Raw genomic sequence first — 26,824 nt, 5'->3', positions numbered from 1 at the left:
CGCGGCGCCGCCCCCGGGTCCGGGTGAGCGGCCGACGACGGCGTCGGGAGGGTGCATGGGCGGCAACAGCCGGCTCCTCCTGCGCCGCGCCCGCTCCCAGCAGACCCTGCTGCTCGCCGTCCTTGCCGTCGCCCTCGTCGGCGCGACCGTGCTCGGCACGTTCGCGCTCCTGCTCGCGACGAGCCAGCACCACATGCTCGCCGTCGCGCTGGACCGGACCAGCGCCGCCGACCGCGAGATCGACGTCACCCTGACCCTGACGTCGGGTGAGGACACCGGCGCCGCAGCGGTCGAGCACGGGACCGCGTTCCTCGACCAGCTCCTCGGCGACGTCCCCGCGAGCCGCGAGGAGTGGCTCTCGTCGGTGATGTACTCGATCCAGGGCACCGACGACCCGATCGCCCCGTACGCCTACCTCGCCTCGACGCCGCGGGTGCAGGCGAGCAGCACGCTGCTCAGCGGCGAGTTCCCCACCACGGGCGTCGACGAGCAGGGCCGCATCCCCGTCGCGGTCCCGCAGGTCGTCGCGGACGAGTACGGCTGGACCGTCGGCAGCGTGGTGGACGTCAAGCAGGCCTCGTCGCGGGATCCCGCCACCTTCGTCGTCACGGGCACGTTCGCCCTCACGGGTCCCGCGGCGAACTGGGAGCGCGACGAGCTCAAGGGCGTGGAGCACGACCCCTCCTACCCCGTGCTGGGCTCGGCTGGCTTCCTGCAGACCCAGGCGTGGGGGCCGTTCGTCGTGGGCGACGCGGCGGTGCTCACCGACGGTGCCGCACCTCTCGGGGTCGCGCACCTCGTCGCCCATCCCGAGCTCACGGACGCGCCGACCCGGGCCGTCGACGGACTGCGCGTCCGCCTGGACGACGCCCAGCAGCAGCTCGCCGCGGCGACGGCCTCCGACGGCCTGTCGTCCTACGTGGCCACGCGCCTGCCCGGCACGATCGACGCCGCGGGGGGCAGCCTGCAGGTCACGCGGGTGACCCTCGTCGTGGTCGCCCTCATGCTCGTGACTCTCGCCGTGACAGTCCTGCTGCTGGCGGCGCGGATGCTTGCCGACCGCCGGGTGCCCGAGCAGACGCTCATGGCGTCGCGCGGTGCGTCCCACCGTCAGATCCTGTGGCTGGCCGTCCTGGAGGCGCTCGCGATCGCCCTGGTGACGGCGGTCGTCTCCCCCTTCCTCGCCGTGCTGACCTACCGCGCCCTCGCGTTCTTCCCGGCCGTGCGCCGCGGAGGCCTCGACATCGATCCCGGCCGACCCGCGCTGCTGTGGCTCACCTGCGCGCTCGCCGCGGTCCTGCTCGCCGGTGTCCTCGTCGGTCCGCTGCTGCGCCGCGGCTCGAGCGAGCAGCCGAGCGCCCGGCAGGAGCGACGCGGCTCGGCCGCACGCTCCGGTGCCGACGTCGCGCTCGTCGTGCTGGCCGGCATCGCCCTGTGGCAGCTGCGCTCGTACCGCTCGCCCGTGGGCAGCACGTCCAGCGGGCTCGGCGGGATCGACCCCGTCCTCGTCCTCGCACCCGCGCTCGTGCTGCTGGCCGGTGCCGTGCTGGCGCTGCGCCTCATGCCGGTGGTGGCGCACGTCGGCGAGCGACTCGCCGCGCGGAGCCGGGCATGGGTGTCACCGCTCGCGGTGTGGGAGCTCGGGCGCCGCCCGGCGCGGGCCACGGCGGCCGTGCTCCTCCTGACCCTCTCCGTCGGCGTGGGCGCGTTCTCGTCGTCGTTCCTCGCGACCTGGCGGACGTCGCAGCTGGACCAGACCGACCTCGCGGTCGGCGCCGACGTCCGCGCGACGCCGACCCCCGGCGCGCCGATGGTCGCCGCGTCCCGGCTCGCGGCCGTGCCCGGGATCGAGCGCGCCGCCCCGGTGACCTTCCGGGACGTGACGATCGGCACACCGAGCGCCAACTCCCGGTCCGGCGCCGGTGGTGTGCCGACCACGTTGCTCGCCGTCGACACGACGCACGCGGACGAGCTGCTGCGCGGCCGGGTGCCCCCCGGTTGGGGAGCGCGGACCGCGCCGCTGCGGCCCGCCGAGCCCGCCACCGGGATCGCCCTGCCCGGCACGCCGGCCTTCCTCGTCGTCGACCTGGCCTCGGGGGTCAGCTCCGACGCGGAGGGCACGATCCTGTCCGCCCTGGTCCTCCAGGACCCGTCCGGGGCGCGGACGACCCTGCAGCTGCCCGGGATCTCGTTCGAACGGACGGCCACCGACGTCGTCCTGCCGATCCCTGCCGCCGTCAGCGGGCTCCAGCTCGTCGGCGTCGTGGCCCGCGCGGTCCCGGACCCGACGAAGCCTCCGCCCCGGGGCGACGTCGTCGCGAACCTGCGCGTCGAGAACCTGCGCGTCGCGAGCGGCTCGACGAGCGTCTCGGAGCCGCCGGCGGTCGAGGACCTCGAAGGCGTCGAGTCGGTGAGCCTCACGGCCGACTGGAGCACGAGCGGGTCCGGGGCGGGCCTGAAGGTCACGGACGACTCGCTGCGCCTGTCGGCCACCATCGCCGGTGCGGGGCGCTTCGGGGAACCGGTCGACCTCACCGCCGTCACCTTCGCCGACCCGTCCTCCGGGGCGTCGAACGTGCAGGCACTCGTCACGCCCGACGTCCTGGAGACGCTCGGCAACAGCGTCGGCGACCAGCTGCTCCTGACCATCGACGGCGCCAGCATCCGCGTCGTGATCGCGGGCACCGTTCCCTACCTCCCGGGCCAGCCGTCCGGGCGCGGCGTGATCCTCGACGAGGACCTGCTCGGCCGCGAGGTCGTCATGGCCGGGTCGTCCCGGACGCTCGCCGACGAGTGGTGGCTCGAGGTGCCCGACGACCAGGCCGAGACCGTCGCGGCGACGCTGGCGCAGGACGGCACCAGCACGGTCGTGCGCGTCGAGGAGCGGGAGGCCGCCACCGACGGCCCGCTGCGCGTCGGCATCCAGGCCGCCCTGTGGATCGTCGTGGTCGCGGCGCTCGCCCTGGCCGTGAGCGGGCTCGCGATGAGCGCCGCGGTGACGGTGCGCTCGCGTCGGCTCGAGTTCGCGCGGCTGCAGGCGCTCGGCGCGCCCCGGGCCGGGCTCGTGCGCTCGGTGCTGGTCGAGCACGCGATCCTCGGCACGGTCGGGGTCGTCGTCGGCCTCGCGCTCGGAGCGTTGCTCGCCCACGTGGTCGCTCCCTTGATCACGACCTCCGCCTCCGGGCAGCCGCCCGTGCCCGACGTCCTCGTCGAGTGGGACTGGGGCTATCAGCTCGCCCTGGTCGGTGCGCTCGTGCTCCTGGTGGCACTCGTCGTGGGCGTCACGACGAGCACGCTGCTCAAGCGCGCGTCCGGCGAGCTGCTCCGGCTGGGGGACGAGCGATGACGACAACGACCGAGCGCGCAGGCCTGCGCACGGGCATCCGCGCCGCCACCGCCGGCGCGCCGCTCGTCGCGCGCCGGCGCAGCCTGTCGGACGCCGGCCTGCTGGCACTGACCGCGGTGGTCCTGGCCGTCACCGTCGCCCTCTCGCTCCTGGTCCCGAGCGTGGTGGCGCGCGCCGCCGACGAGGCCGTCGAGCAGGCCGTCGTCGATGCCGGCACCTCCGCGGACGTCGTCGCCCGGATCGGCGCGGCGAGCGGGGTGGGGTTCGGGCAGAGCATGAGCACGGTGCGCGACCCCAACGCGGCCGCGACCCTGCGCCGCGACGCGGCAGCCGTGCACGACGCGCTGCCGACAGCCCTGCGCGACGTCACCGGGCCCGGCGCCGCCTCGGTGGCCACCCCGATCGTGCACGGCCGCGTCGGCACGACGGCCATCACCACCCGGCTGGCGTACGTCGGCGACCCCGACGAGGCGCGGCAGGCCGGGCTCGTGCAGTGGGTCGAGGGCACCGCGCCGGCGCCGGCCGAGCTACCCGCCGAGGACCCCGACGCGACGGGCCTGCCCCTGCACGAGGTGGAGGTCGGGATGCAGGCCGACGCCGCCGCCCGGTTCGGCGTGCGTCCGGGCGACCGCGCGAAGCTCTCGCTGTACACGTACGGACCGGTCGACCTGGTCGTCACCGGGTTGTACACCGTGCCGGACCCGGAGGACCGGGTGTGGTCGCAGTTCCCCGACCTGCTCGCCGCCCGCGACGCGGCCTCGCCCGGCCAGGCCGGCCACGTCGCGCTGCTGGTCACCGACGCCTCGCTGCCCGACGCGAAGCTCGTCATCCAGGCCCGTGCCCTCGTCACGCAGGTGCGGTACTCGCCGGACGCCGCACTCGTCGACGCCGGGACGGCCCCCGCGATCACCACGGCCGTCACGCAGGTGCAGGCCGATCCGTCGCCCCTCTCCCAGGCGGCGGGCTACCCCGTCACCGTGACGACGCAGCTCGGGTCGACCCTCGACGCGATCAGTGGCCGGCTCGCGGCCGCGCGGGCGCAGCAGTCGGTGCTCGTGCTCGGGCTCAGCGGAGTGGGCGCCCTGGTGCTCGTGCTGGCCGCGAAGCTGCTGGTCGCCCGGCGCGAGACGTACCTGCTCGCAGAGCGCGCGCGCGGGGCCTCGATCGCGTCGGTGGCGGTCCGGGCCCTGCTCGAGTCGGTCCCGATCGCCGTGGTCGCCGGGTGTGCGGGGGCCCTCGTCGCATCCCTGCTGCTGCCGTCCGACGGTTCGGGGACCGGGGTCGCCGTCGCCCTCGTCGTGATCGCCGCGCTCACCCCGGCCCTCGTCGCGGCCCTGCAGGTCCGGACCGCCTACTCGGGCCGGCGCACGGCGGCGAACCGGTCCGACCGCAACCGGGTGCGCGCCCGCGGCCGCGCACGACGCGTCGTCGCCGAGGCCACGCTCATCGCGATCGCGGTCGGTGCCGTGGTCTCGGTCCGGCGCCGCGGCCTCGCGCAGACCAGCACCGGCGGCGTCGACCTGCTCCTGGCCGCGACGCCGCTGCTCGTGGCGGCGGCCGCGACGCTCGTCGTCGCGCGGGTCCTGCCCCCGCTCCTGCGCGCGCTGAGCCGCGCGGCACGCACGCGGCGCGGCCTGGTGCCCGTCGTCGCCACCGCGCGCGCCAGCGCCGCCTCGGGCACCGCCGTGCCGCTGCTGACCCTGACCGTCGCGATCGGGCTCGTGGTGTTCTGCGGGACGACCGTGCTGACCATCGCCGCCGGCCAGAGCGCCGCCGCCGATGCGCGCACCGGCGCCGACGTCCGGGTGGAGGGTCCGCTGACCGACCAGGACGTCACCGACCTGCGCGGCGAGCCCGGTGTGACCGCCGTCGCGGGCATCGCCGTGGTCGGCGGGCGCACGATCGGCATGAACTCCGGTACGACGGCGGACCTGATCCTCGTGGACGCCGAGCCGCTCGCGACGATCGAGGAGACGCACGGCCGATCGGGCACGGACCTGCGGCTCCTCACCACCGGGGACCCGACGACGCCGGCCGCGCTCGTCAGCCCGTCGATCTCGGCCGCCGTCGCGCTGGTCACCCCGGACGTGCAGACCAACGCCGGGCGCGTGGGACTCGACGTGGTCGGCGTCGTCGGCGACGAGCCGCGCGTGCGCACCGACGGCTCGGGCGCACCGGTGGACGGCCGGGTGCTCGTCGACCGCGCGACCTTCGACGACGCCCAGGGCGTCACGAGCGAGCCGACGACGATCCTCGTCGACGGGCCCGGTGCGCTCGCCGCGACGCAGGCGCTGCACCTCGAGGGCCGTCCGGGCGTGACGGTCGTCGACCGCGACGAGTGGCTGCAGGAGTGGCGCGACTCGCCGCTCAACCGCGACCTCGTCCTCCTGCTGCTCGCGGCGTCGGTCGCGCTCGCCGCGTACGCCGCCCTCGCGCTCGTGCTCATGGTCGCCGCGACGTCCCGCGAGCGCGGCCGGGCACTGTCCGCGCTGCGCACGCTCGGCCTCGACGCGCGCACCGCGTCGGCCCTGACCTTCGCCGAGCTGCTGCCCGTCGCGGCGGCGGCCGTGCTCGGCGGTACGGCGATCGGCATCCTGATCCCGTGGCTCACGTCCGGTGCGCTCGGCCTCGAGCTCGCCACGGGCGGGTTCGCGCAGCCGCCGCTGCGGATCGGCTGGTGGCCGGTGCTCGGGGCGGTCGCGGTGATCGCGGTGGCGCTCGTCGTGACGGTGCTGGTGGAGTCCGCGGTGCGGCGCCGCGACAAGCTGGGCGAGGTCCTGCGGGTGGGCGAACGATGAAGGAGACGACCAGATGACGACGACGCTCGGTTCGCTCGAGGAGCGCGCCCGCGCGCGCACCGGCGACTTCGGCGAGCACGCCCTGATCGTGTGCGACTCGCTCGTGCGCATCTACCAGTCCGAGGGCGTCGAGGTGCAGGCGCTGCAGGGCCTCGACCTGCTCGTCGAGCCCGGCGAGCTCGTGGCCATCGTCGGCGCGTCCGGCTCCGGCAAGTCCACCCTGCTGTCGGTGCTGTCCGGGCTCGACGTCCCGACCGCCGGCCGCGTGCGCGTGGGCGAGTGGGACCTCATGTCGATGACGGCCGGCCAGCGCGTGCAGTACCGCCGGTCCATGGTCGGGTTCGTCTGGCAGCAGACGGCGCGCAACCTCGTGCCCTACCTGACGGCCGCCGAGAACGTCGCCTTCCCGCTCATGCTCGCGGGAGTCCCGACCAAGGACCGCGAGCAGCGCACGACCGAGCTGCTCGACGTGCTGGGGATCGCGTACTGCGCGGACCGGCGTCCCGGCGAGATGTCCGGCGGCGAGCAGCAGCGCGTGGCCATCGCCGTCGGCCTGGCGAACTCCCCCCAGGTCCTGTTCGCCGACGAGCCCACGGGCGAGCTCGACACCAAGACGTCGCACGACGTGCTGGAGAGCCTGCGCACCGTCAACCGCGAGCTCGGCACCACGGTCGTGGTCGTCACGCACGACCCGGGCGTCTCCGAGCACGTGCAGCGCACCATCGCGATCCGCGACGGTCGCACGTCGTCGGAGACCGTGCGGCGCACCCACATCCAGGACGACGGCACGGAGCACGTCATCGCCGAGGAGCTCGCCGTGCTCGACCGCGCCGGGCGGGTGCAGCTCCCCCAGGAGTTCCGCGAGGCGCTCGATCTCGTCGGGCGCGTGCGCCTGGCGCTCGAGGAGTCCCACGTGACGATCCGGCCGGAGAAGCCCCGAGGCCGGCACCGCAGCGACGAGGAGCAGGCATGACCGCCACCGCCACCACCGTCGAGGCCGCCGTGCGCGTCGAGCACGTCAGCCGCGTCTACGGGCACGGCGCCGCGGCCGTGCACGCGGTGCAGGACGTGTCGTTCACGATCGCGCCGGGTGAGCTCGTCGCGCTCGTCGGGCGCTCCGGCTCCGGCAAGACGACCCTGCTCAACTGCATCGGCGGCCTGGACCGGCCCGACGAGGGCCGCGTGGTCGTCGACGGGCGCGAGGTCTCCTCGCTCGACGAGGCCGGCCTGGTGTCGCTCAGGCGGGACGTCGTGTCCTTCGTCTTCCAGACGTTCGGGCTGGTCCCCGTGCTCTCGGCGGCCGAGAACGTCGGCGTTCCCCTGCGGCTGCGCCGGATGCCGACGCCCGACCGCGAGGCACGCGTGCAGCTGCTGCTCGACCTCGTCGGCCTCGGCGGTCACGAGCAGCAGCGACCCGGCGAGATGTCCGGCGGGCAGCAGCAGCGCGTCGCGATCGCCCGCGCCCTGGCGAGCTCACCGCGGCTGCTGGTCGCCGACGAGCCCACCGGCCAGCTGGACACCGAGACCGGCACCGCGGTCATGGCCCTGCTGCGGGCCGTGGTCGAGGCCGAGGGCATGACGGCGATCGTCTCCACGCACGACCCGCTGATGATGTCGCTGGCCGACCGCGTCGTGCGGCTGGCGGACGGCCGCCTCGTCGACTGATCCCGCTCCTCCGGGCCGGCGAGCGGTGGCCCGCGCACGCATCCCGGCGCGGAAGCGTGCGAGATCCACCGCTCGTCGCCGCTCATGTCAACTTTTGGTTGACGTCGCCGTCAACCGATGGTTGACTCGGGTCATGACCAAGATCCGCGCGGCCCACGCCGCGCTCGACGACGCGCGCCGCCAGCTCGCCCTGGCGGTGCAGGAGGCACGTACCCAGGGTCGGACCTGGGCCCAGATCGGGGAGGAGCTCGACATGACCAAGCAGGCGGCGTTCAAGCGATTCGGCAGGCCGGTCGATCCGCAGACCGGGGAGGCCCTCGCGCGGCGATCGGCAGCCGGGGTGGCGGAGCTGACCGAGCAGGTGTGCGCGCTGATCGCGGCCGCCGACTACGACCGCCTGATGCCCCTGCTGCACCCGCGGACGGCCGAGGAGCTGCCCGCCGACCTGATCGCCGAGACGTGGCGCGCGGTCGTGGCCGAGGTGGGTGCGTGGCAGCGCTGCACGGGCACTCGGGTCGAGCTGCCGGACGGCACCGTCGTCGACCCGGACGACGAGGTCAGCGGGGTCGTCGTCGGCGCCACGACGCTCGAGTGCGAGGCGGGGAGCATCGTCGGGCGCGTGGCGGTGTCCGCGGACTCGCAGGTGGTGGGGCTGCTGCTGGTCCCCACCGACCACGGACCCCTGCCGTTCTGAGCCAGGCTCCGGGCAGCACGGAGGGCGCCGACCAGGTCAGGTCGGCGCCCTCCGTCCGAGTCAGACTCAGGTCCACTGCTTGAGGTAGCGGCCTTCCTTGTCCTTGAACGAGCCGACGACGAGCACGATGAAGTCGATGAGCGTCCAGATGCCGAGGCCGCCGAGCGTGAAGATCATCAGCACGCCGGTGCCGATCTTGCCGACGTAGAAGCGGTGGATGCCAAGCGTGCCCAGGAAGAAGCACAGCAGGACCGCGGGGAGCAGCAGACGGGGGCTGACCTCGTCGCCCGTCCAGGGCTGGTTGTGCGGCACGGACTGCGGGACCGGGTCGGGGTACGACATGACGTTCCTCCAGGCGGGTGCGCGGGCCGACGGCCACGACGACGCGCGCCGAATCTAGTGGCTCGACGCGGCGCGCGTCCCGGGTTCGGCGGGTGAGTCTCAGGCCTCGATGCCCTCGAGGAGCTCCGTGACGAGCGCGGCGACGGGCGAGCGCTCCGAGCGGGTCAGCGTGATGTGGCCGAACAGCGGGTGGCCCTTGAGCGCCTCGATCACCGCCGCGATGCCGTCGTGCCGGCCGACGCGCAGGTTGTCGCGCTGCGCGACGTCGTGCGTGAGGACCACGCGCGACGACTGGCCGATGCGGGACAGCACCGTGAGCAGCACGTTGCGCTCGAGCGACTGCGCCTCGTCGACGATCACGTACGCGTCGTGCAGCGAGCGGCCGCGGATGTGGGTCAGCGGGAGCACCTCGAGGATGTCGCGGTCGATGATCTCCTCGACGACCTCCTTGCTGACGATGGCGCCCAGGGTGTCGAAGACCGCCTGCGCCCACGGGTTCATCTTCTCGGACTCGCTGCCGGGCAGGTAGCCGAGGTCCTGGCCACCCACGGCGTACAGCGGGCGGAAGACCATGACCTTGCGGTGCTGACGACGCTCCAGAACCGCCTCGAGGCCGGCGCACAGCGCGAGGGCCGACTTGCCCGTCCCCGCGCGGCCGCCCAGCGAGACGATCCCGATCTCCTCGTCGAGCAGCATGTCGATCGCGATCCGCTGCTCCGCGGACCGGCCGTGCAGGCCGAACACGTCCTGGTCGCCGCGCACCAGCTGCACGTGCTTGTCGGCCGTCACGCGGCCCAGCGCGGAGCCGCGGGGGCTGTGCAGGACGAGGCCCGTGTGGCAGGGCAGGTCCTGCGGGGTCGTCGTGCCGAACGTCGCCGTGTCGGCGCTGATGTCCGCGAGCGCGACGCTCTCGTTCTCCCACAGGTCCGCCATCTGGTGCTCGGCCAGGTCGAGCGCGTCCATGCCGGTCCAGCCGGAGTCGACCGCGAGCTCGGCGCGGTACTCCTCCGCGCGCAGGCCCACGGCGGACGCCTTCACACGCATCGGCAGGTCCTTGGAGACGACCGTGACGTCGTGGCCCTCGGCCGCGAGGTTCGCCGCGACCGCGAGGATGCGGGAGTCGTTGTCGCCGAGCCGGAAGCCGGCGGGCAGGACCGTCGGGTCGGTGTGGTTGAGCTCGACCCGCAGCGAGCCACCCTCGGGCGTGAGGACGATGGGGGCGTCCAGGCGACCGTGCTCGATGCGCAGGTCGTCGAGCATCCGGAGGGCTGAGCGGGCGAAGTAGCCGAGCTCCGCGTGGTGGCGCTTGGCCTCGAGCTCCGTGATGACGACGACCGGAAGGACCACGTCGTGCTCCGCGAACCGGCCGATGGCCTTCGGGTCGGACAGCAGGACCGATGTATCGAGCACGTGGGTCCGGCGACCCCCTGCGACACGGGCGACCTCGTCCTGCGTTGCGCTGCTGACCACGGCCTGCTCCCTCCGGCGCTACCTGCGCCGCAGAAGGCGCCTCGCACCGGCGGCCCGCGTGCGCGGGTCCACGTGCCGGTGATCGGCGACGGGGTGGGGGCGACCTGGTCCACCTGAGGTGGGCCGGGATCGACCCTCCTCCCGGAGCAGCTGCTCCATGGGCAAGGCCTCCCGGGGACGGCGGGGTGTCGTCCTCTACGCCGGAAACTAACCCCGCGGGGGGCGGTGTCCAGCACGACACGCGGCCGTGTTACGCGGTGTTCACCTGACTGCCGTGCGCCGCCGTCGAGCCTCTTGCCGACCCCGCCCCGATGGCCGCAGGGATCGTCGCAGCGTTCGTGCTGCTCAGCGGCGCGAGTGCTGCGACGAAGGCTGCACTCACGGGCATGGGACGGCGCGATCACGCCTGGTGTGCGCGTGGGTGTGCGACACGCCGGGTGCGGCGCGGCGTGTTGCACACCCACGCGCGCTCAGCGGGGTGCTCAGCGGCCGAGGGCGCTCAGCGGCCGAGGCGGCGCTCGCGGGCGGCGTACGCGCGCATCGCCCGCAGGAAGTCGACGCGCCGGAAGTCGGGCCAGTAGGCCTCGCAGAAGTAGAACTCCGAGTGCGCGCTCTGCCACAGCAGGAACCCGCCGAGGCGCTGCTCGCCGGAGGTGCGGATCACGAGGTCCGGGTCCGGCTGCCCCTTGGTGTAGAGGTGCTCGGCGATGTGCTCGACGTCGAAGGCCTCGGCCAGCTCGTCGAGGCTCTCCCCCGCCGCGGCCCCGGCCCGCAGGTAGGCCCGCACGGCGTCGGCGATCTCGCGGCGCCCGCCGTAGCCGACCGCGACGTTGACGTGCACACCGCGCACCCCCGCGGTCGCGTCCTGCGCCGCCAGCAGCGCGTTGGCCGTGTGGTCGGGCAGCATGTCGAGCGCGCCGACGGCCTGCAGCCGCCAGCGCCCGGTCGAGGCCAGCTCGCCGACGACGTCCTCGATGATCGCCAGCAGCGGCTCGAGCTCGTCGGACGCCCGCTCGAGGTTGTCGGTGGACAGCATCCACAGCGTCACGACCTCGACGCCGATGTCCTCGCTCCACTCCAGCAGGTCGCCGATCTTGTCGGCACCCGCCCGGTGCCCGTGCGCGGTCGACTCGCCCAGGCTGCGGGCCCACCGGCGGTTGCCGTCGACGATCACGCCGATGTGCCGCGGGAGGCGGTCCGCCGGCAGCGAGGCGGCGAGGCGGCGCTCGTACAGCCGGTACAGGGGGTGGGGCAGCCGCACGCGACCTCCTTGCGCGGATGGGCGGACGGAACGCGCCCACGTTACTAGCGTGGGGGCTGCCGTGGTTCGACACCCGTACCTACGGTGCCGTAACCTACGGCGTCGTAGGTTAGCCCCGCCCGACGAATCGAGACCGGCCATGAGCACGACCGCAGCGCCCGACGGGCCCGCCGCAGCCGGCCCCCCGGAGCAGGCGACCGAGCACCCGCAGGAGCCCGGTCCCGTCGAGCGCGTGGTCGAGACCGTCAAGCCCCACCTGCGCGGCTGGATCCACGCGGGCGTCGCGCCGTTCGTGCTGATCGCCTCGATCGTGCTCGTCGTGCTGTCCCCCACCGCGGCCGCCAAGTGGTCCACCGCGGTGTTCGGCCTCTCCGCCGTGATGCTGTTCGGCACGTCGGCGATCTACCACCGCGGGCGCTGGTCGCCCCGCACGGCCGCAGTCCTACGACGGCTGGACCACACCAACATCTTCCTCATCATCGCCGGCACCTACACGCCCCTCGCGGTGCTGCTGCTGCCCGCCAGGACGGCGAAGGTCCTGCTGATCATCGTGTGGGCCGGTGCCCTCGTCGGGTTGCTGGCCCGCGTCTTCTGGCTCGGCGCGCCGCGGTGGGTCTACGTGCCGGTGTACGTCGCGCTGGGCTGGGTCGCGGTCGCGTTCCTGCCGCAGTTCTACCGCTCGGGCGGCCCGGCGGTCATGTGGCTCGTCATCGGCGGCGGCCTCGCGTACACGCTCGGGGCGGTCGTCTACGGCCTCAAGCGCCCCAACCCGAGCCCGCGCTGGTTCGGCTTCCACGAGATCTTCCACGTGCTGACCGTCGTCGGCTACACGTGCCACTACATCGCGGTCTCGCTGGCCTCGTACGCCTCGGCCTGACCCGCCGCCCCGGGGGTTGAGGGATGGGTCAGAGGCGCGGGGTGACCGAGTAGCGGCGGTTGGAGAGGCTCGGGTTCTGCTCGCGGACCTCGCCCAGCAGGGCGCCGTCCACGTCGACCGTGCGGACGCCGGGCTCGTCGTCGAGCTCGAGCCCGACCATGCCGTCGGGGCCGACGACCAGCGAGTGGCCGATGACCCCGCGGCCGGCCATCCCCACCGCAACGACCGCGGACGTGTTCTCGATCGCGCGCGCGACGGCCAGCGTGTGCCAGTGCATCACCTTGAGCTCGCCCTCGGCCCAGGCGGCGGGCACGACGAGCACCTGCGCGCCCGCGTCGACGAGGCGCCGGGCCGACTCCGGGAAACGCAGGTCGTAGCAGGTCATGACGCCGAACCGCAGGCCCGCGACGTCCAGGACGAGGGGCCGCGCGTCCACCGGACCGGGCTCGAGGCGGTCGGACTCACGGTGACCGAACGCGTCGTACAGGTGCACCTTGCGGTAGACCCCGACGAGCCCGCCCGAGCCGTCGACGCCGACGACCGCGTTCACGGCCCGCCCGGGGCCGCCGGGCAGCGTCGTGCCGGCGATGGCCGCGACGCCGGTCTGCGCCGCCCGCTCCCGCAGCAGCGAGACGAACGGCCCGTCGATCGCCTCCACGTGGGCGACCCCGACGCCGTGCGGGTCGAAGCCCGAGCTGTACTCCGGGAACACCACCAGGTCGGCGTGCACCTGCTCGGCCGTGCGGAACGCGTCCGAGACGACCTGCCGGTTCGCGGCGTGGTCGGGCGAGCCCTGCAGCTGCGCGACCGTGACGCGCACCGAGGGGCGCGTGGGCGGGTGCGGGCTCATCGGGACGGCGGCGCGTCGGGCTCGTCGCCGGGTGCACCGCCCGGCTGCGCGACGGGGCCGTCCGCGTCGACCTCGAGGTCCGGTCCGGCAGCGCCGGCGTCGATGCCGACGAGGTTCGCGTCGGGGTCGTCGAGCAGCCCCTGCTGCTTCGCGCGGCGGTCGACCCTGCGCAGCTGCTTCGTCAGCGACAGGAACAGGAGCACGACCGCGATCGCCAGCAGGAACGTGAAGACGAACCCGAGGAAGCCCGGCGAGCCACCCTGCGAGGCGGTGACCGCGACCCCGGACGGCGTGGGGTACGGCGAGGGTGTGGCGGCGTGCAGCATCAGACGGTCTCCCGGATCCCGGCGAACAGGTCGTCCTCGGGCAGGTCGGTGGGCACCCGCGAGTCCGCGAGCTCGTACTCCTCGGTCGACCACTGGGCCACCTCGACCGCGCGCGGCACGGCGAAGAAGAACCCGTCCGGGTCGATCTGGGTGGCGTGCGCGCGCAGGGCGGCGTCGCGCTGGTCGAAGTACTCGGCGCACTCGATGCGGGTCGTGACCTCGCGCTCGGGGATCTCGGCCGCCTGGCGCGACTCGATCCACTCGCCGAACGGCGACTCGCGGCCCGCCGCGATGATCGCCTCGTGCACGGCCCGCATGCGGCGCATCGAGAACCCGTGGTTGTAGTAGAGCTTGAGCGGCGTCCAGGGCTCACCCCGCCCGACGTAGCGCTCCGGGTCCCCCGCGGCCGCGTAGGCCTCGGCGGAGACGCGGTGGCACATGATGTGGTCGGGGTGCGGGTAGCCGCCCGACGGGTCGTACGTGGTGATGACGTGCGGCCGGAACTCGCGCACCAGCTCGACGAGCGGCGCGGACGCCTCCTCGAGCGGCACGAGCGCGAAGCACCCCTCGGGCAGCGGCGGCAGCGGGTCGCCCTCCGGCAGGCCGGAGTCGACGAAGCCGAGCCAGTGCTGGCGGACCCCCAGCGCCGCGGCCGCCGCGGCCATCTCCTGCTCACGGACCGCGCGGATGACGTCGAGGCCGCCCTCGAGCGGGCCGTAGCTGGGGTTGAGCACGTCGCCGCGCTCCCCGCCGGTGCAGCTGACGACGAGCACGTCGACACCCTCGGCGGCGTAGCGCGCGGTCGTGGCCGCGCCCTTGCTCGACTCGTCGTCCGGGTGGGCGTGCACCGCCATGAGGCGCAGGCGCTCTCCGCTCACGTATGGCTCCCGTCGGTGGCCGCGCACCTCGAGTGCGCGGGCGTGTGGGTGGGGCGAGAGACAATGATCGCGCACGCGGGGACCCGTCGTGCGCCGCAGCCCGGAGGATCTCGTGACCGACACCCCTGTCCGCCCGCCCGTGGGGCGCTACGGACCCGTGCGCCCCCGGAGCCGAGCCTGGCGGTTCGTCGGCTGGGGCGCGCTCGCCGCGCTCGTGCTGGGCGTCGTGGTGTGGGTCGGCGGCTCGGCGCTCGAGGACCCGGTGCAGTGGAAGGACGTCGGCTTCGATGTGACGGACGCCTCGTCGACCGACGTCACGTTCGACGTCACCAAGGCGCAGGACGCCACCGCGAGCTGCCGCGTGCGGGCGCTGTCGCAGTCGTTCGGCGAGGTCGGCGTGCGCACGGTCGAGGTCGGACCCGCGGACACGGACACGGTGCGCGTGACCGTCACCGTGCCCACCGCGGAGCTCGCCGTGAGCGGCGGCGTCCAGACCTGCCACGTGGGCTGACTCCCCCTTTCGAGGTATCTCTCGGGCCTGATTCCGGGCCGATTGCTATCGTGGTCGTTTCGCACGCCGCCGTCCGGTCGCACCAGCGCACGGACACCCACGGTCGACGCGACCGACAGGCACGGCGCAGCACCCCGAGGACACGACGGGTGAGGGCACGCCCTGACGGGCGTCTCGCACCGGCGGTCGTGCGCCCATGACGACCGGCCGTCTGGCCGGCCAGACGCAAGGAAAGGAGCGATCGTGACCGATACGACGGCACCAGCCACCTGGCTGACGCAAGAGGCCTACGACCGACTCATCGCCGAGCTCGACCACCTCAAGGGTGAGGGCCGCACCGAGATCACCGGCCGGATCGCCGCCGCCCGCGAGGAGGGCGACCTCAAGGAGAACGGCGGGTACCACGCCGCCCGCGAGGAGCAGGCGAAGCACGAGGCCCGCATCCGCGAGCTCGAGGCCAAGCTGCGCAACGTGCAGATCGGCACGCCCGCCGACGACGGCGTCGTCGAGCCCGGCATGGAGGTCACCGCTGTCGTCGCCGGCGACACGATGGTCTTCCTGCTCGGCTCGCGCGAGATCGCCGGGACCTCGGAGATCGACGTGTTCTCCCCGACCTCGCCGCTCGGCGCCGCGATCAACGGCCGCAGCGTCGGCGACACGACCTCGTACGAGGCCCCCAACGGGCGCTCGATCCCGGTCGAGATCGTCGCCGCGAAGCCCTTCGCCGGCTGACGACGCACGCCCTGACGGCGCCCGTCCCCTCCGGGGGCCGGGCGCCGTCGTCGTCCCGATCGGTGGGCCGGCGAATCTGCGCGAGGTAGTCGGCTCTGCGCGAGGTAGTCGGTTGCAACCGACTACCCGTCGCCCAACCGCCTACCTCGCAGCAGTCGCGACCAGACCGGCCGCCAGGGTGCGCGTCATCTCGCCGATTCGCCATCATCACGCTGGTTTGAATCGGCGTGATGATGATGGATCGGCGTGATGACAGCCAGCGAGCCCGGGCCGGCGCGGCCGCAGGCGCCAGCGAGCGCGGGCCGGCGCGCCCGCCGGCGCCGAGGCGGGCCGGCGGGGACGGGTCAGTCGGTGAGGCGGTAGCCGTGGGAGCGCAGGTGGTGCATCACCTGGGCGCAGTGGTCGGGGCCCTTGGTCTCGACCTGGACCTCGATCGCCACCTCGTCGACCGCGAGCTCGCCCTGCGTGCGCACGTGGGAGACGTGCATGACGTTGGCGCCGGTGCTGGCCAGCTCGCGCAGGACGTCGGCCAGCGCGAACGGGCGGTCGTCGATGCGCAGGTGCAGCCACAGGAACCGCCCGGCGGACGCGAGCCCGTGCCGCACGACCCGCAGCAGCACCTGCGGGTCGATGTTCCCGCCCGAGAGGATCGCGACGACCGGCCCATCGAACTCGCCGGGCGTGGCCATGAGCGCCGCGACGGCCGCCGCACCCGACGGCTCGACCAGCAGCTTGGCGCGCTCGGCGACGAGCAGCACCCCGCGGGAGAGGTCCTCCTCGGAGACGGTCCGGATCTCCGTGCCGGCCTCGTGCAGCACCGCGAACGGCGCGGCGCCCGGCATCCCCACCGCGATGCCGTCGGCCATCGTGCGCATCTCGGCGGCCCGCACCGGCTCGCCCGACGAGAGCGAGACGGGGTAGGCCGCGGCGCGCGCGGCCTGGACGCCGACCACGCGGACGTGCGGCGCGAGCTCGCGCACCGTCGCGACGACCCCGGCCGCGAGCCCGCCGCCGCCGACCGGCACGATGATCGTCGCGACGTCCGGGACCTGCTCGAGGATCTCGAGCGCGATCGTGCCCTGCCCCGCGATGACGTCGGCGTGGTCGAACGGGTGGATGAGGACCGCGCCGGTGCGCTCGGCGTACTCGCGCGCGTGCACCAGCGCGTCGTCGACGCTGTGCCCGACGAGCTCGACGCGTGCGCCGTAATCGCGCGTCGCGGCCAGCTTGGGCAGCGCCGCCTCGACCGGCATGAACACCACCGCATCGATGCCGAGCAGCCGTGCGGCCAGCGCGACGCCCTGCGCGTGGTTGCCGGCGCTCGCCGCGACGACGCCGCGGGCGCGCTCCTCGGGCGTCAGCCGGGACATCCGCGTGTACGCGCCGCGGATCTTGAACGACCCGGCGCGCTGGAGGTTCTCGCACTTGAGCCACACCTGCGCTCCGGCGATCTGCGAGAGCGCCCGGCTGGACTCGACGGGCGTCCGCTCGATGACCCCTTCGAGCAGCTCGTTCGCGGCACGGACGTCGGCCAGGGTCGTCACTTGCCGTCCTCCGCCACCGGCGACGCGTCCTTGCCGACCGCGGCGTCGGCGCCGAGCTCCTCGTCGGACGCCGCGTCCGCCGCCGAGTTCTCGGCGACCTGGGCGATGGACAGGTCGAGCGCCGGGTGCCCCCGGCCCCGGACCGCGACGTGGTCCTCCGTCCCGAGCTGCGGGAACTTGTCGTGCCCGTGCAGGTAGAGGACGACGGTGTTGATGACCGCGACGATCGGCACCGCGAACAGCGCGCCGAGGATGCCGGCGACGAACGAGCCCGCCGCCACCGCGAGCAGCACGGCGACCGGGTGCAGCGACACCGCGTGCCCCATGAGGAACGGCTGCAGCACGTGCCCCTCGAGCTGCTGCACGAGCAGCACCACGCCGAGCATGATCAGCGCGACCACGGGGCCCTGCGCGACGAGCGCGACGAGCACCGCGATCGTGCCCGTGAGCAGAGCGCCGACGATCGGGATGAACGACCCCAGGAACACGAGGATCGCGAGCGGCAGCGCGAGCGGGACGTGCAGGATGGCCGCGCCGATGCCGATGCCGAGCGCGTCGACGGCGGCGACGAGGATCTGCGTGCGCGTGTAGGCGCCGAGGGTGACGAGGCCGCGCCGGGCCGCCTGGTGGACGTGCTCGCGCGTGCCGCGGGGCAGCAGGCCGACGACCCAGGACCAGATGGTGCGGCCGTCCAGCAGGAAGAAGAACGTGCAGAACACGGCGATGAGCGCGCCGGCCGCGACGTGGCCGACGGTCACGGCACCGTGCAGCGCGCCGGAGACCAGCCCCGAGCCGCCCGACGAGCTCGCCAGGTCCTGCAGCTTGTCCGCCCACTGGGTCAGGTCGTCGGTGGTGAGCCCCAGCGGGCCGTCGGCGAGCCAGGCGGTGACCTTGTCCACGCCCTCGCGCGCCTGGTCGCCGAGGTCGCCGAAGCCGCGCACGATCGACGCCCCCGCGACGGTCAGCAGCGCGGCGACCAGCACGATGAGCCCCGCGAGCGCGATGCCGCTGGCCAGCGCGCGCGACATCCGCAGCCTGCGCTGGAAGAACGCCACGACCGGCGTGAGCAGGATCGTGACGAGCACGGCGACCGCGATCGGCACGATGACGACCTTGAGCGCACCGATCGCGTACACGCCGACCGCTGCGGCCGCCACGATGAGCAGCAGCCGCCAGGACCAGGCGGCGGCACGCTGCACCGACGGCGGGACCGACTGCGCGGCGTCGAACGGCGCCTGCGAGGCCTGCGTGGGCTCGGTCATGACTGGCTCCCCTGTGCGAGGTCGGAGGCGAGGTCGAGGGCGCGCGCGAGGTCCGCGAGCAGGTCGTCGGCGTCCTCGATGCCGACGGACAGGCGGACGAGGTCGTCTGGCACCTCGAGTGCCGTGCCGACCACCGAGCCGTGCGTCATCCGGTACGGGTGCTCGACGAGCGACTCGACGCCGCCGAGCGACTCGGCGAGGGTGAACACGCGCGTCGCGGCGCACACCGCGAGCGCGGTCGACTCGCTGCCAGTCCGGAAGGCGACCATGCCGCCGAACGCCGACATCTGCCGCGCCGCGACCTCGTGGCCCGGGTGCGACTCCAGGCCGGGGTAGAGCACCTCGGCGACGTCCGGGCGTCCGCTGAGGAAGTCGACGACCGCGGCGGCGTTGGCCACGTGACGGTCCATCCGGACGGCGAGGGTGCGCAGGCCGCGCAGCGTGAGCCACGCGTCGAACGGGCCGGCGACCGCGCCGGAGGCGTTGTGGTGGAACCGGACGGCGTCGAGCAGGCTCGTCGTCCCGGTCGGCCCGACGAGCCCGACCGGGAGCTGCGCACCGTCGCCGACGACGAGCGCGCCGCCGACCACGTCGGAGTGGCCCCCGATGTACTTGGTCGTCGAGTGCACGACGACGTCCGCGCCCAGCGCGAGCGGCTGCTGCAGGTACGGGGTGGCGAACGTGTTGTCGACGACGAGCAGCGCGCCCACCGACTGCGCGTGCACGGCGATCGCCGCGATGTCCGCGATGCCCAGCAGCGGGTTGGTCGGGGTCTCGACCCAGACGACCTTGGTGCGGCCCGGCTGGATGGCCGCGAGCACCGCGTCGGGGTCCGAGAGGTCCACGGCCGTGTGCTCGATCCCCCACGGGCCGAACACGCGGGCGATCAGGCGGTACGTGCCGCCGTAGGCGTCGTCGGGCACGACGACGTGGTCGCCGGGCCGCAGCACGGCGCGCAGGAGGGTGTCCTCCGCGGCGAGCCCGGACGCGAAGGCCGCGGCACCGGCGCCACCCTCGGCAGCCGCGAGGGCCTCCTCCAGCGCCGTGCGCGTCGGGTTCGCCGATCGCGAGTACTCGTAGCCGCCCCGAAGGCCACCCACGCCGTCCTGCTTGTAGGTGGAGACCTGGAAGATCGGCGGTACCACGGCACCCGTGGTCGGGTCGGCCGCCTGACCTGCGTGGATGGCGCGGGTGGAGAAGCCGGAGGCGGACCAGTCGAGATCGTCGGGAGTCACCGCCCCAGGCTAGGTCCTTCTCGCCCCCCCACCACCGGGAACACGGGGAGCACGCGGGGGGTTGTGCTGGCCGGGCGCTACCAGACCGGTACGGGCCCTGGAAGGATCGAGACCATGAGCTGGCTGTTCGGATCCGCACTGCGCTCGACGATGGTGGCCCCCGAGCGGGCCCTCGCCGGCCGCGACGACTACTCCTACACCGTTCCCACCACGCACACCGTGCTGGGCACCCCGCTGGCGGGCCCGTGGCCCGACGGCACCGCGACGCTGTACGTCGCGATGGGTTGCTTCTGGGGCGCCGAGAAGGCGATGTGGAAGACGCCCGGCGTCGTGACCACCGCCGTCGGCTACCAGGGCGGCTTCACCCCGTTCCCCACGTACGAGGAGGTGTGCACCGGCCAGACCGGGCACACCGAGGTGGTCATGGTCGCCTACGACCCTGCCGTCCTCTCGCACGAGGACCTGCTCCGCACGTTCTGGGAGTCGCACGACCCGACGCAGGGCTTCCGCCAGGGCGGCGACGTCGGCACGCAGTACCGCTCGGCGATCTACACGACGTCCGACGAGCAGGCCGAGGCGGCCGACAAGACGCTGGCCGACTACCAGCCGCGGCTGACCCGCGCGGGCTTCGGCGAGATCACCACCGAGGTGCGCACCGCCGACGAGGCGGGCCGCTTCTACTACGCCGAGGGCTACCACCAGCAGTACCTCGACAAGAACCCCGCGGGCTACTGCGGCCTGGGCGGCACGGGCGTCTCCTGCCCCCGCCCGACCGGCGCGTAGCTCCTAGCGCCACCGGGTGGTGCGCGTGGCCAGGTCCACGTCGCCCACCCGGTCGTGCGGCGTGAGCGCGACGAGGCCGGCGCGCGGGTTGAGCCGCGGGTCGGTCTCGTAGCGCGCGGCCAGCTCGGCCTCGGCGTCCTCGTCGCCCGCGTCGGCCTGCACGAGCAGCACCGCGATCTCGTCGGCGAGGTCGTCGGCCTCCACCTCGTCGCGGACAGCACCGACCGGGGAGACGTCCGCCGGCAGCCCTGCGGCGCGTGCGCCGAACTCGTCCCAGAGCAGGAGCTCGTCGCCCTGCCGGTGCGCGAGCTCGAGGAACACGTACCCGCGGACGAAGCCCATCCCGCACAGCCACGGCATGCCGCGGTCGACGCCGTAGGACGACGCGTCGAGGTTGCCGCCGCGCCCGGCGACCCACACCTCGGCCGCCGTCTCGAACGGCGCACGCGGACCTTGCGGCAGGTCACGGGTGTCGAAGTCGAACCCGACCGTGCCCAGCTCGGCGTCGAAGCGCACCCAGCGCGAGCCGTCCCAGTGCTCGACGACGACGTGGTCGTTGTGGAACCCGGGATCGAAGTACCCGGCGAAGCCGACGCGGCTGCGTGCCGGGATCCCGTGCTGGCGCAGCACGCCGAGGCCGACGAGGGTGTGGTCGCGGCAGCAGCCCGCGACCTGCTCGCCCACCTCCCGCGGCGCACCCGCGACGATCGGGGCGCGCGCGGCCGCGGTGTCGAGGATCGCTGCGAGCCAGCGCAGGTCGATGTCGTCCCGCATCGCGTCCGTCACGCGGTCCGCCTGGCCGCGGTAGTGGACGACGAGGGCGGTCGCGGCGGCGTGGATCGCCTCGGGCTGCGGCTCGACGGAAGCCAGCACGTCGGCGTGCGAGCCGGGGTCCGAGAACGCGGTGTGGGTGGCGTAGCGCGCGAGGTCCATCACCCCATCCTGCCCGCGGTCGGCGTGCACCGGCACCTGCAGCCGACGACGAGGCGGCGGAGGGCCAGGCGGGCGAGCGGCCGGATTCCCCCCGGACCGGTCGCTCGCCCGCCACGCCGCCGGTGCGGGCACCCCCGAGCCCGGGTCCGGCGGCCTCCGAGAGTGCCCCCGTCACCGGCCGGGGTCGATCACCCGCACGACCGGATCGCGACGAACGTACCGAGCGCGGCCCGGCGGTTCGCACCGCTGTCCACCGCGCGTCGGACCACGGTCCAGATCACGCGCCGCCCGCTGCTCAGGCGGTGACGACGTCTGTGTGCCCGAGCGGCTTGTCGGGCGCCACCCGGTCGCGCACGGCCCGCTTCAGCACCGTGATCTCGGGGAAGCCGCCGTCGGTGCTGCGGTCCCAGATGACGTCGCCGTCGACCTCGACGACGAACACGCCGCCGGTCGCCGGGCGCAGCGCGACCTCGCCGAGCTCGCGGTGGAAGGTGGTGAGCAGCTCCTGGGCGTACCAGGCCGCCCGGAGCAGCCACCGGCACTGCGTGCAGTACGTGATCGTGACGCGGTTGTCCCCCATGCCCCCCACCTTCGCGCAGGTCAGGGGTACCTGGTCAAGCCCCGCTGAGCACGTCGGCCAGGAGGCGCGCGACGATCTCCTCGCCGCCGAGCACGCCGGACGCCGACGTCACGGCGACGTGCGGCGCGTGCCATCCCGTCTCGTGGAGCTCGCCGTGCGCGGGCCGGACGCCCCGGACGGCCGCGGTCAGCAGGTCGCCGTCGAGCAGCGAGTCCCCGGCCGCGAGCACCTCGCCCGCACCCGTGCGGCGCGCGATCTCCGCGATCGCCGCCGACTTGGTCAGCGTGGCGGGGACGCAGTAGACCTTGCGGCCCTGCACCGAGACCGTCCAGCCGCGCGCCTCGCACCACGCCGTCAGGTCGTCCACGTAGTAGGGCGGCACGAGGCCGCGCTCGATCACGAGGTAGGCGAACATCTCGTCCGCGACCCGGAGCTTGCGCACCCACGCCTCGCTCGCGACGGAGGCCAGCCGTTCGTGGATCTCGGCGAGCGGGGCCGCGGCGGCCAGCTCGTCCGCGACCTGCTGCGCCCAGTCCGGGCACACGACTCCGTCGACGAGCAGGTGCCCCCCGTTCGTCGTCACCGCGTACTGGTGGGGCGAACCGGGGATCCGGATGCGGGCGTACTGGCTGCGCGTCCGCGTCGTGGTGGGCACCAGCGTCGCCACCCGCGTGAGCACCGCGAGCATGTCGTGCGCGTCGCGGGTCTGGAACGACAGCGGCTTGCCGTCGAAGACCTCGGCGACGACGAGCGTCGGCGCGTGCCGGTCCTCGCCGACCAGGCCCAGTGCCGCGGCGGAGTAGACGAGGGTCCGGTCGAGGTCGCACGCGACCAGCACCGGGGCGGAGCTGCGCTCGGCACCCGGGCGCGCGAACGTGGCCACACGGGCGGCGAGGGCGTCCGGGAGGCCGGCGGCGCGCGCGGCTGCGGCGACGTGCGCCTCGGCGTCGGCGACCACGTGCAGCGGGTAGGTCGGGCCGTCGTTCACGATCTGCGCGCTCACGGGGTCACCGTCCGGACCGCGGTGCCCGACGCACCCGTCGCGCCCGCGGTGTACGCCGGGTGGATGAGGCCCATGCAGGAGTAGGGCAGGTCCGGGACCTCCTCGACGGGCACGCCCCGCTCCGCGGCGAGGTGCCGGATGTGCACCAGGTCCGCGGGGTCCGCGCCGGCCCGCACCAGCACCTTCCACGGCACGCGGCGCAGCAGCACGCGCGTGGTCTCGCCGACGCCGGGCTTGACCAGGTTGACGTCGCCGATGCCCTGCTCGACCGAGACGCGCTCGACCGCTGCCCAGCCGCGCCAGTCCGGCGCGTCGTCGGGTGCCGCCGGTGCCGCGGCGACTGCCGTCCGGACGCCGTCGAACCGGGCGGTGACGGCGTCGAGGAACCGGTTCGAGACGTCGGCGCCGGCCAGCTCCGCGTAGAACTTGGCGCCGTGGAACTGGTCCTCGCGCAGGATCTCGCGGTTGAGGACCGTGCGGGACACGAGCCCCGAGACGGTCGAGTTCAGGCACGCGGACGGGATGAGGAAGTCGTCCCGGGTGCCGTACAGCGTCACGCAGTGCCCCGGGTCGGCCAGCACCGCGAGGTCCGCGGGGAAGTCGACCCCGGTCGTCGCGCGGTGCTCCACCAGGGCAGCGGCGAGCTCGCGCGCGATCGCGCCCTTGCCCGTCCAGCCGTCGACGAACAGCACCGACGCCGGGTCGTGGTGCGCGGCGACGTGCTGCAGCGCCACGTGGTCGACCCCGCGGCCACGCACGATCGACACCGCGTAGTGGGGCACGTCGATCCCGTGCACCTGCTGCGCCCAGCGGCGCATGAGGATGCCGATGGGGGTGCCGGCGCGCGCGAGCGAGACGAGCGTGAGGGACCCGCCGCGTGCGGCGAGCGCACGCTCGGTGACGATCCCGACCGCGAGCGCGACCCGCTCCGCCGCGTCGGCGAGCGCCTCCTCGAACAGCGCGGCGTAGGTCGCGGACGGCTGGTACTCGACCGGGAGGGACTCGGCGTAGTGGGCGCCGCCCGACTGGATGGCCTCCTCGCGCTCCTCGACGGGGGCCTCGAGGGCGACGTCCGACAGGTCCGTGAGCAGCCAGGAGACCTCGTCGGCGGCGTACGAGCCGAACTCCGGGCCGTGCAGCGCGGGTGGCAGCGACCGGCCGCGGGCGACCCGGGCCGCCGCGTCCGGCAGCGTCGCGACGAGCACGCGCGGCGCGGCGGTGGCCAGCGCGGCCAGCAGCGCGTCCGCGGCCGGCGTGCCGGCGCGCTCGTCGAGCACCACCACGACGACGTCGAAGCCCCCGCCGGCGACGTTGTAGGCGAACCGCGGGCCGGGCCCGTCCTCGGGCTCGTCGTGCGCGTCGAAGCTCAGCGCGGTGCGGATCGCGTAGCCCTCGTCGTCGACCGCCAGCACGGGCGATCGGGTGGTCGACGAGAACCGCACGTCCACGCTCGGCAGCCCGTCGGCGAGCGCCGCCGCGAGGCGCTGCGGCACGTCGAGGAGCTCCTCGGTGCCGAGCACGAGCACACGGGACGCGTCCCCGGCCAGCGCGGCCGCGAGCGTCTCCGTGGCGACCGCGACGGCGAGCGACCGGGCGGCGTCGTCGGCCGGGTCCCAGCCGTGCCGCGCGGACTCGGGCAGGTCGGCGGGCCACGGCAGGGGGACACGGGCGGTCGCGCCGACCGGAACGACGCGACCAGGCGCCGGCCCGTCGAGCGCAGCGATCAGGTCGGCCGCGCGCGTGCCGACGTCGTCGGGCAGCTCGACCGTGCCCGCCGCGAGGGCGACCACGTCGATGCGCGTCCCGAGCCGCTCGGCGACGGCCGTCATCGCGGCGACGTCGTCCGGGGTGCGCAGGTCGACGAGCGCGGCGACGACGTAGCGGTCCCGCGGCTGGCCGGCGTGCAGGGCGGCGATGGTGTTGAGGGCCGTGCGGCCGGTCGTCAGCTCGTCGTCGACCAGCACGAGCGTGCCCGGGAAGCGCAGCAGCGTCGGGTCGGCCGGCAGCAGCAGGTGGCTCGTCGCGTGCGAGTGCTCCTCCTCGAAGCCGCCCACGGGCTCGAGCCCCGGGACCCGGCGGCGCGTCGAGTGCAGCACAGGAGCCCCCAGCGCCTCGGCGACCTGCTGGCCGAGCGCGGTCGCCGTCTCGGCGTACCCGAGCACGACGGCCGGCACCGGCTCGCGCGGGTCGACGTCGCCGAAGCCCTCCGCCGAGCCCGAAAGGGCCGACAGCAAGGCCTCACCCCGGCCGGGCGGGACGTCGCCGCCACCGAGCGCGGCACGGACGACCTCGCCCAGCAGCAGGCCGGCGCCGCGCACCACGCGCGGGTCGGTCGGCACGTGCTTGCCGAGCACGCGCGAGACCAGCAGGTGCGCGCGCCGCGGGTTGCGCCGCACGGCGAGGCCGACGAGGTCGGTCAGGTCCAGCCCGACCGGCGAGCTCGTCGTGCGCAGCCGCACGTCCAGGCGCTCCGCGACCCAGGCCGCCGTGCCCGAGCTCTCCGCGAGCGCCGTCATCGGCCGTCCTCCGCACCCAGCAGGTCGACGAACCCGACGTCGGCCTCCGCCACCCCGAACACCTTGGCCCGCGTCAGCACGCGCTCGGCCCAGGCCCGGTGCGGGCGTGACTCGTTCATCTTGTTCCGGTAGGCCGAGGCCGACGCACCGGCGGTGCGGCCGAGGACGTCGCTCGCGTCGACGAACTCCTCGTGCGGCACGACCGACAGCGCGTGGACCACCGGCACGTGGCTCGGGTGGATGACCGTCTTGCCGGTCAGCCCGTTGGCGGCGTCGAGCACGACCTCGCGGATCAGCCCGTCCAGGTCCTGGGTGATCAGGTCCGCGCGCAGCTCCTCGGCGTCGCTGGCCTGGAACGGCGCCTGCCGCAGCCGGGGCTTGAACAGCCGCTCGTTGCCGCCGTAGTACTCCCAGACCGGCCCGGTCACGACGAAGCCCGTGCCGTCCGCCCGGCCGAGCACGTTGACCACGTCGGTGAGCACGTCCGCGACGAGCCGCACGTCGTAGATGGACAGGTCCCGCCCGCGGCGGATGCCGTACACGCCGCTGAGGTCGGTCGCGCCGGTGCGCACCGCGAGCACCGAGTCGCGGTGCTTGTCGAGCAGGCCTCGTACCGCGAGGAGCTGGTCGTCCCGCGTCTCGCGGTGGATCATCTCCGGCGACTCGATCACGGGCATGCCCCACAGGCGGCGCCCGTGCACGGCCGCGGTGTCGTCCAGCGCGTCGAGGTACGCCGCGCCGGTCGACTCGGCGAACTTGGGGAGGACGAACCCGCTGAGCACGTGCAGGTGCTCGCCGAGCCCCTCCGCGATCTCGGCGATCTGCTCGGGCTGCCGCACGCGCACGAAGACCAGCGGCCCGCCGCCGGTCACGGCGAGCTCGCGCAGCTGCGCGATCGCGTTGGCCTGCGCGGCGGGCAGCTCCTCGTCCGCGATCGAGTCCTCGAGGCACACGACCGAGCTGACCACGCCCTGCCCGGCCCGGCGGACCAGGTCGTGCGCGAGACGCGGGCGCGTGGCGGGCATGTAGAGGGTCGCGCCGAGCGCGACGGCGAGGGTCTCCCGCGGGGAGTCCCGCGTGAACGGCTCCGGCTCACGCCAGAAGAGCCGGCGACGAGTGTCGTCGGACAGGTGGTCGAAGTGCCGCATCGCGTCCTACCTCTCGGGTCCCCTGAAGGCGCAACCCGGAGCGTAACCCGGCCATGTGACACGCGCGTGA

23 protein-coding genes are annotated in these 26,824 nt (G+C 74.4%); 9 read left to right on the top strand and 14 right to left on the bottom strand.

Annotation, left to right across the window (positions count from 1 at the left end):
* Window positions 1-55 precede the first annotated feature (55 nt).
* The 5 genes from EDF34_RS15985 to EDF34_RS15965 all read left to right on the top strand — a co-directional run bounded on the left by EDF34_RS15985 (window position 56) and on the right by EDF34_RS15965 (window position 8,503).
* The gene (locus EDF34_RS15985; RefSeq protein WP_123372512.1) at window positions 56-3,346 is read left to right on the top strand and encodes an FtsX-like permease family protein; all 3,291 of its coding nucleotides are present in this window, start codon (window positions 56-58) and stop codon (window positions 3,344-3,346) included.
* Entirely contained in the window at window positions 3,343-6,144 is a 2,802-nt protein-coding gene (locus tag EDF34_RS15980) for an FtsX-like permease family protein (protein WP_123372511.1), read from the top strand. The genes EDF34_RS15985 and EDF34_RS15980 overlap by 4 nt, the downstream gene beginning before the upstream one ends.
* Window positions 6,145-6,157: 13 nt before the next feature.
* On the top strand, window positions 6,158-7,117 hold the full coding sequence (locus EDF34_RS15975) for an ABC transporter ATP-binding protein (protein ID WP_123372510.1): 960 nt from the start codon (window positions 6,158-6,160) through the stop codon (window positions 7,115-7,117).
* The gene (locus EDF34_RS15970; RefSeq protein ID WP_123372509.1) at window positions 7,114-7,809 is read left to right on the top strand and encodes an ABC transporter ATP-binding protein; all 696 of its coding nucleotides are present in this window, start codon (window positions 7,114-7,116) and stop codon (window positions 7,807-7,809) included. Before EDF34_RS15975 ends, EDF34_RS15970 begins: the two co-directional genes overlap by 4 nt.
* Before the next feature lie 133 nt (window positions 7,810-7,942).
* Complete coding sequence (locus EDF34_RS15965) at window positions 7,943-8,503, top strand: hypothetical protein (RefSeq protein ID WP_123372508.1); 561 nt, start codon at window positions 7,943-7,945, stop codon at window positions 8,501-8,503.
* Window positions 8,504-8,569: 66 nt separating this feature from the next.
* Here the strand turns inward: EDF34_RS15965 and EDF34_RS15960 are convergent, their stop codons facing one another.
* The 3 genes from EDF34_RS15960 to EDF34_RS15950 all read right to left on the bottom strand — a co-directional run bounded on the left by EDF34_RS15960 (window position 8,570) and on the right by EDF34_RS15950 (window position 11,576).
* On the bottom strand, window positions 8,570-8,845 hold the full coding sequence (locus EDF34_RS15960) for a TM2 domain-containing protein (protein ID WP_123372507.1): 276 nt from the start codon (window positions 8,843-8,845) through the stop codon (window positions 8,570-8,572).
* A gap of 99 nt (window positions 8,846-8,944) precedes the next feature.
* On the bottom strand, window positions 8,945-10,315 hold the full coding sequence (locus EDF34_RS15955; protein ID WP_123372506.1) for a PhoH family protein: 1,371 nt from the start codon (window positions 10,313-10,315) through the stop codon (window positions 8,945-8,947).
* A gap of 499 nt (window positions 10,316-10,814) precedes the next feature.
* Window positions 10,815-11,576, bottom strand: coding sequence for an isoprenyl transferase (locus tag EDF34_RS15950; protein WP_123372505.1), 762 nt, complete (start codon window positions 11,574-11,576; stop codon window positions 10,815-10,817).
* 139 nt (window positions 11,577-11,715) lie between these two features.
* Here EDF34_RS15950 and EDF34_RS15945 point away from each other — a divergent pair, with 139 nt between their 5' ends.
* Window positions 11,716-12,453 carry a hemolysin III family protein gene (locus EDF34_RS15945; protein WP_123372504.1) on the top strand — a complete coding sequence of 246 codons (738 nt, stop codon included), beginning with the start codon at window positions 11,716-11,718 and terminating at the stop codon, window positions 12,451-12,453.
* 28 nt (window positions 12,454-12,481) lie between these two features.
* Here EDF34_RS15945 and EDF34_RS15940 read toward each other — a convergent pair whose 3' ends face one another.
* From EDF34_RS15940 to mca, 3 genes are read right to left on the bottom strand one after another with little or no spacing between them, the layout of a single operon-like run.
* The gene (locus EDF34_RS15940; RefSeq protein ID WP_123372503.1) at window positions 12,482-13,303 is read right to left on the bottom strand and encodes a carbon-nitrogen hydrolase family protein; all 822 of its coding nucleotides are present in this window, start codon (window positions 13,301-13,303) and stop codon (window positions 12,482-12,484) included.
* Complete coding sequence (locus EDF34_RS15935) at window positions 13,300-13,629, bottom strand: hypothetical protein (protein ID WP_123372502.1); 330 nt, start codon at window positions 13,627-13,629, stop codon at window positions 13,300-13,302. Before EDF34_RS15935 ends, EDF34_RS15940 begins: the two co-directional genes overlap by 4 nt.
* On the bottom strand, window positions 13,629-14,483 hold the full coding sequence (gene mca / locus EDF34_RS15930) for a mycothiol conjugate amidase Mca (protein WP_123372501.1): 855 nt from the start codon (window positions 14,481-14,483) through the stop codon (window positions 13,629-13,631). The genes EDF34_RS15935 and mca overlap by 1 nt, the downstream gene beginning before the upstream one ends.
* A gap of 136 nt (window positions 14,484-14,619) precedes the next feature.
* Here mca and EDF34_RS15925 point away from each other — a divergent pair, with 136 nt between their 5' ends.
* Window positions 14,620-15,018, top strand: coding sequence for a DUF4307 domain-containing protein (locus EDF34_RS15925; protein ID WP_123372500.1), 399 nt, complete (start codon window positions 14,620-14,622; stop codon window positions 15,016-15,018).
* 243 nt (window positions 15,019-15,261) lie between these two features.
* Window positions 15,262-15,750 carry a transcription elongation factor GreA gene (gene greA / locus EDF34_RS15920; RefSeq protein ID WP_123372499.1) on the top strand — a complete coding sequence of 163 codons (489 nt, stop codon included), beginning with the start codon at window positions 15,262-15,264 and terminating at the stop codon, window positions 15,748-15,750.
* Between the two features lie 344 nt (window positions 15,751-16,094).
* Here greA and ilvA read toward each other — a convergent pair whose 3' ends face one another.
* From ilvA to EDF34_RS15905, 3 genes are read right to left on the bottom strand one after another with little or no spacing between them, the layout of a single operon-like run.
* The gene (gene ilvA / locus EDF34_RS15915; protein ID WP_123372498.1) at window positions 16,095-17,294 is read right to left on the bottom strand and encodes a threonine ammonia-lyase; all 1,200 of its coding nucleotides are present in this window, start codon (window positions 17,292-17,294) and stop codon (window positions 16,095-16,097) included.
* On the bottom strand, window positions 17,291-18,556 hold the full coding sequence (locus tag EDF34_RS15910) for an AI-2E family transporter (RefSeq protein WP_123372497.1): 1,266 nt from the start codon (window positions 18,554-18,556) through the stop codon (window positions 17,291-17,293). The genes ilvA and EDF34_RS15910 overlap by 4 nt, the downstream gene beginning before the upstream one ends.
* On the bottom strand, window positions 18,553-19,791 hold the full coding sequence (locus tag EDF34_RS15905; protein WP_123372496.1) for a cystathionine gamma-synthase: 1,239 nt from the start codon (window positions 19,789-19,791) through the stop codon (window positions 18,553-18,555). Before EDF34_RS15905 ends, EDF34_RS15910 begins: the two co-directional genes overlap by 4 nt.
* A 114-nt stretch (window positions 19,792-19,905) precedes the next feature.
* Here EDF34_RS15905 and msrA point away from each other — a divergent pair, with 114 nt between their 5' ends.
* A complete protein-coding gene (gene msrA, locus EDF34_RS15900) occupies window positions 19,906-20,574 on the top strand; it encodes a peptide-methionine (S)-S-oxide reductase MsrA (protein WP_123372495.1) in 669 nt (222 codons plus the stop codon).
* Between the two features lie 3 nt (window positions 20,575-20,577).
* Here msrA and EDF34_RS15895 read toward each other — a convergent pair whose 3' ends face one another.
* The 5 genes from EDF34_RS15895 to EDF34_RS15875 all read right to left on the bottom strand — a co-directional run bounded on the left by EDF34_RS15895 (window position 20,578) and on the right by EDF34_RS15875 (window position 26,754).
* Window positions 20,578-21,507: a transglutaminase-like domain-containing protein gene (locus EDF34_RS15895; RefSeq protein ID WP_123372494.1), complete on the bottom strand. Its 930-nt coding sequence runs from the start codon at window positions 21,505-21,507 to the stop codon at window positions 20,578-20,580.
* Between the two features lie 295 nt (window positions 21,508-21,802).
* Entirely contained in the window at window positions 21,803-22,087 is a 285-nt protein-coding gene (locus EDF34_RS15890; protein ID WP_123372493.1) for a SelT/SelW/SelH family protein, read from the bottom strand.
* 34 nt (window positions 22,088-22,121) lie between these two features.
* Complete coding sequence (locus EDF34_RS15885) at window positions 22,122-23,090, bottom strand: HAD family hydrolase (protein ID WP_233575426.1); 969 nt, start codon at window positions 23,088-23,090, stop codon at window positions 22,122-22,124.
* Entirely contained in the window at window positions 23,087-25,606 is a 2,520-nt protein-coding gene (locus EDF34_RS15880; RefSeq protein WP_123372492.1) for a phosphoribosyltransferase, read from the bottom strand. Before EDF34_RS15880 ends, EDF34_RS15885 begins: the two co-directional genes overlap by 4 nt.
* Window positions 25,603-26,754 carry an HpcH/HpaI aldolase/citrate lyase family protein gene (locus EDF34_RS15875; protein ID WP_123372491.1) on the bottom strand — a complete coding sequence of 384 codons (1,152 nt, stop codon included), beginning with the start codon at window positions 26,752-26,754 and terminating at the stop codon, window positions 25,603-25,605. Before EDF34_RS15875 ends, EDF34_RS15880 begins: the two co-directional genes overlap by 4 nt.
* Window positions 26,755-26,824 lie beyond the last annotated feature (70 nt).

It is taken from the genome of Cellulomonas sp. PhB150, assembly GCF_003755175.1.
GTDB lineage: Bacteria > Actinomycetota > Actinomycetes > Actinomycetales > Cellulomonadaceae > Cellulomonas.
Note: the sequence above shows the minus strand (reverse complement) of the source record. Positions and strands in the feature narration are given on the sequence as shown.

Excerpts from the sequence above, each read along its gene's own strand:
- EDF34_RS15985 (WP_123372512.1), top strand. The coding sequence starts at position 56 with ATGGGCGGCAACAGCCGGCTCCTCCTGCGCCGCGCCCGCTCCCAGCAG.
- EDF34_RS15980 (WP_123372511.1), top strand. The coding sequence starts at position 3,343 with ATGACGACAACGACCGAGCGCGCAGGCCTGCGCACGGGCATCCGCGCC.
- EDF34_RS15975 (WP_123372510.1), top strand. The coding sequence starts at position 6,158 with ATGACGACGACGCTCGGTTCGCTCGAGGAGCGCGCCCGCGCGCGCACC.
- EDF34_RS15970 (WP_123372509.1), top strand. The coding sequence starts at position 7,114 with ATGACCGCCACCGCCACCACCGTCGAGGCCGCCGTGCGCGTCGAGCAC.
- EDF34_RS15965 (WP_123372508.1), top strand. The coding sequence starts at position 7,943 with ATGACCAAGATCCGCGCGGCCCACGCCGCGCTCGACGACGCGCGCCGC.
- EDF34_RS15960 (WP_123372507.1), bottom strand. The coding sequence starts at position 8,845 with ATGTCGTACCCCGACCCGGTCCCGCAGTCCGTGCCGCACAACCAGCCC.
- EDF34_RS15945 (WP_123372504.1), top strand. The coding sequence starts at position 11,716 with ATGAGCACGACCGCAGCGCCCGACGGGCCCGCCGCAGCCGGCCCCCCG.
- EDF34_RS15940 (WP_123372503.1), bottom strand. The coding sequence starts at position 13,303 with ATGAGCCCGCACCCGCCCACGCGCCCCTCGGTGCGCGTCACGGTCGCG.
- EDF34_RS15935 (WP_123372502.1), bottom strand. The coding sequence starts at position 13,629 with ATGCTGCACGCCGCCACACCCTCGCCGTACCCCACGCCGTCCGGGGTC.
- mca (WP_123372501.1), bottom strand. The coding sequence starts at position 14,483 with ATGGCGGTGCACGCCCACCCGGACGACGAGTCGAGCAAGGGCGCGGCC.
- EDF34_RS15910 (WP_123372497.1), bottom strand. The coding sequence starts at position 18,556 with ATGACCGAGCCCACGCAGGCCTCGCAGGCGCCGTTCGACGCCGCGCAG.
- msrA (WP_123372495.1), top strand. The coding sequence starts at position 19,906 with ATGAGCTGGCTGTTCGGATCCGCACTGCGCTCGACGATGGTGGCCCCC.
- EDF34_RS15895 (WP_123372494.1), bottom strand. The coding sequence starts at position 21,507 with ATGGACCTCGCGCGCTACGCCACCCACACCGCGTTCTCGGACCCCGGC.
- EDF34_RS15890 (WP_123372493.1), bottom strand. The coding sequence starts at position 22,087 with ATGGGGGACAACCGCGTCACGATCACGTACTGCACGCAGTGCCGGTGG.
- EDF34_RS15880 (WP_123372492.1), bottom strand. The coding sequence starts at position 25,606 with ATGACGGCGCTCGCGGAGAGCTCGGGCACGGCGGCCTGGGTCGCGGAG.
- EDF34_RS15875 (WP_123372491.1), bottom strand. The coding sequence starts at position 26,754 with ATGCGGCACTTCGACCACCTGTCCGACGACACTCGTCGCCGGCTCTTC.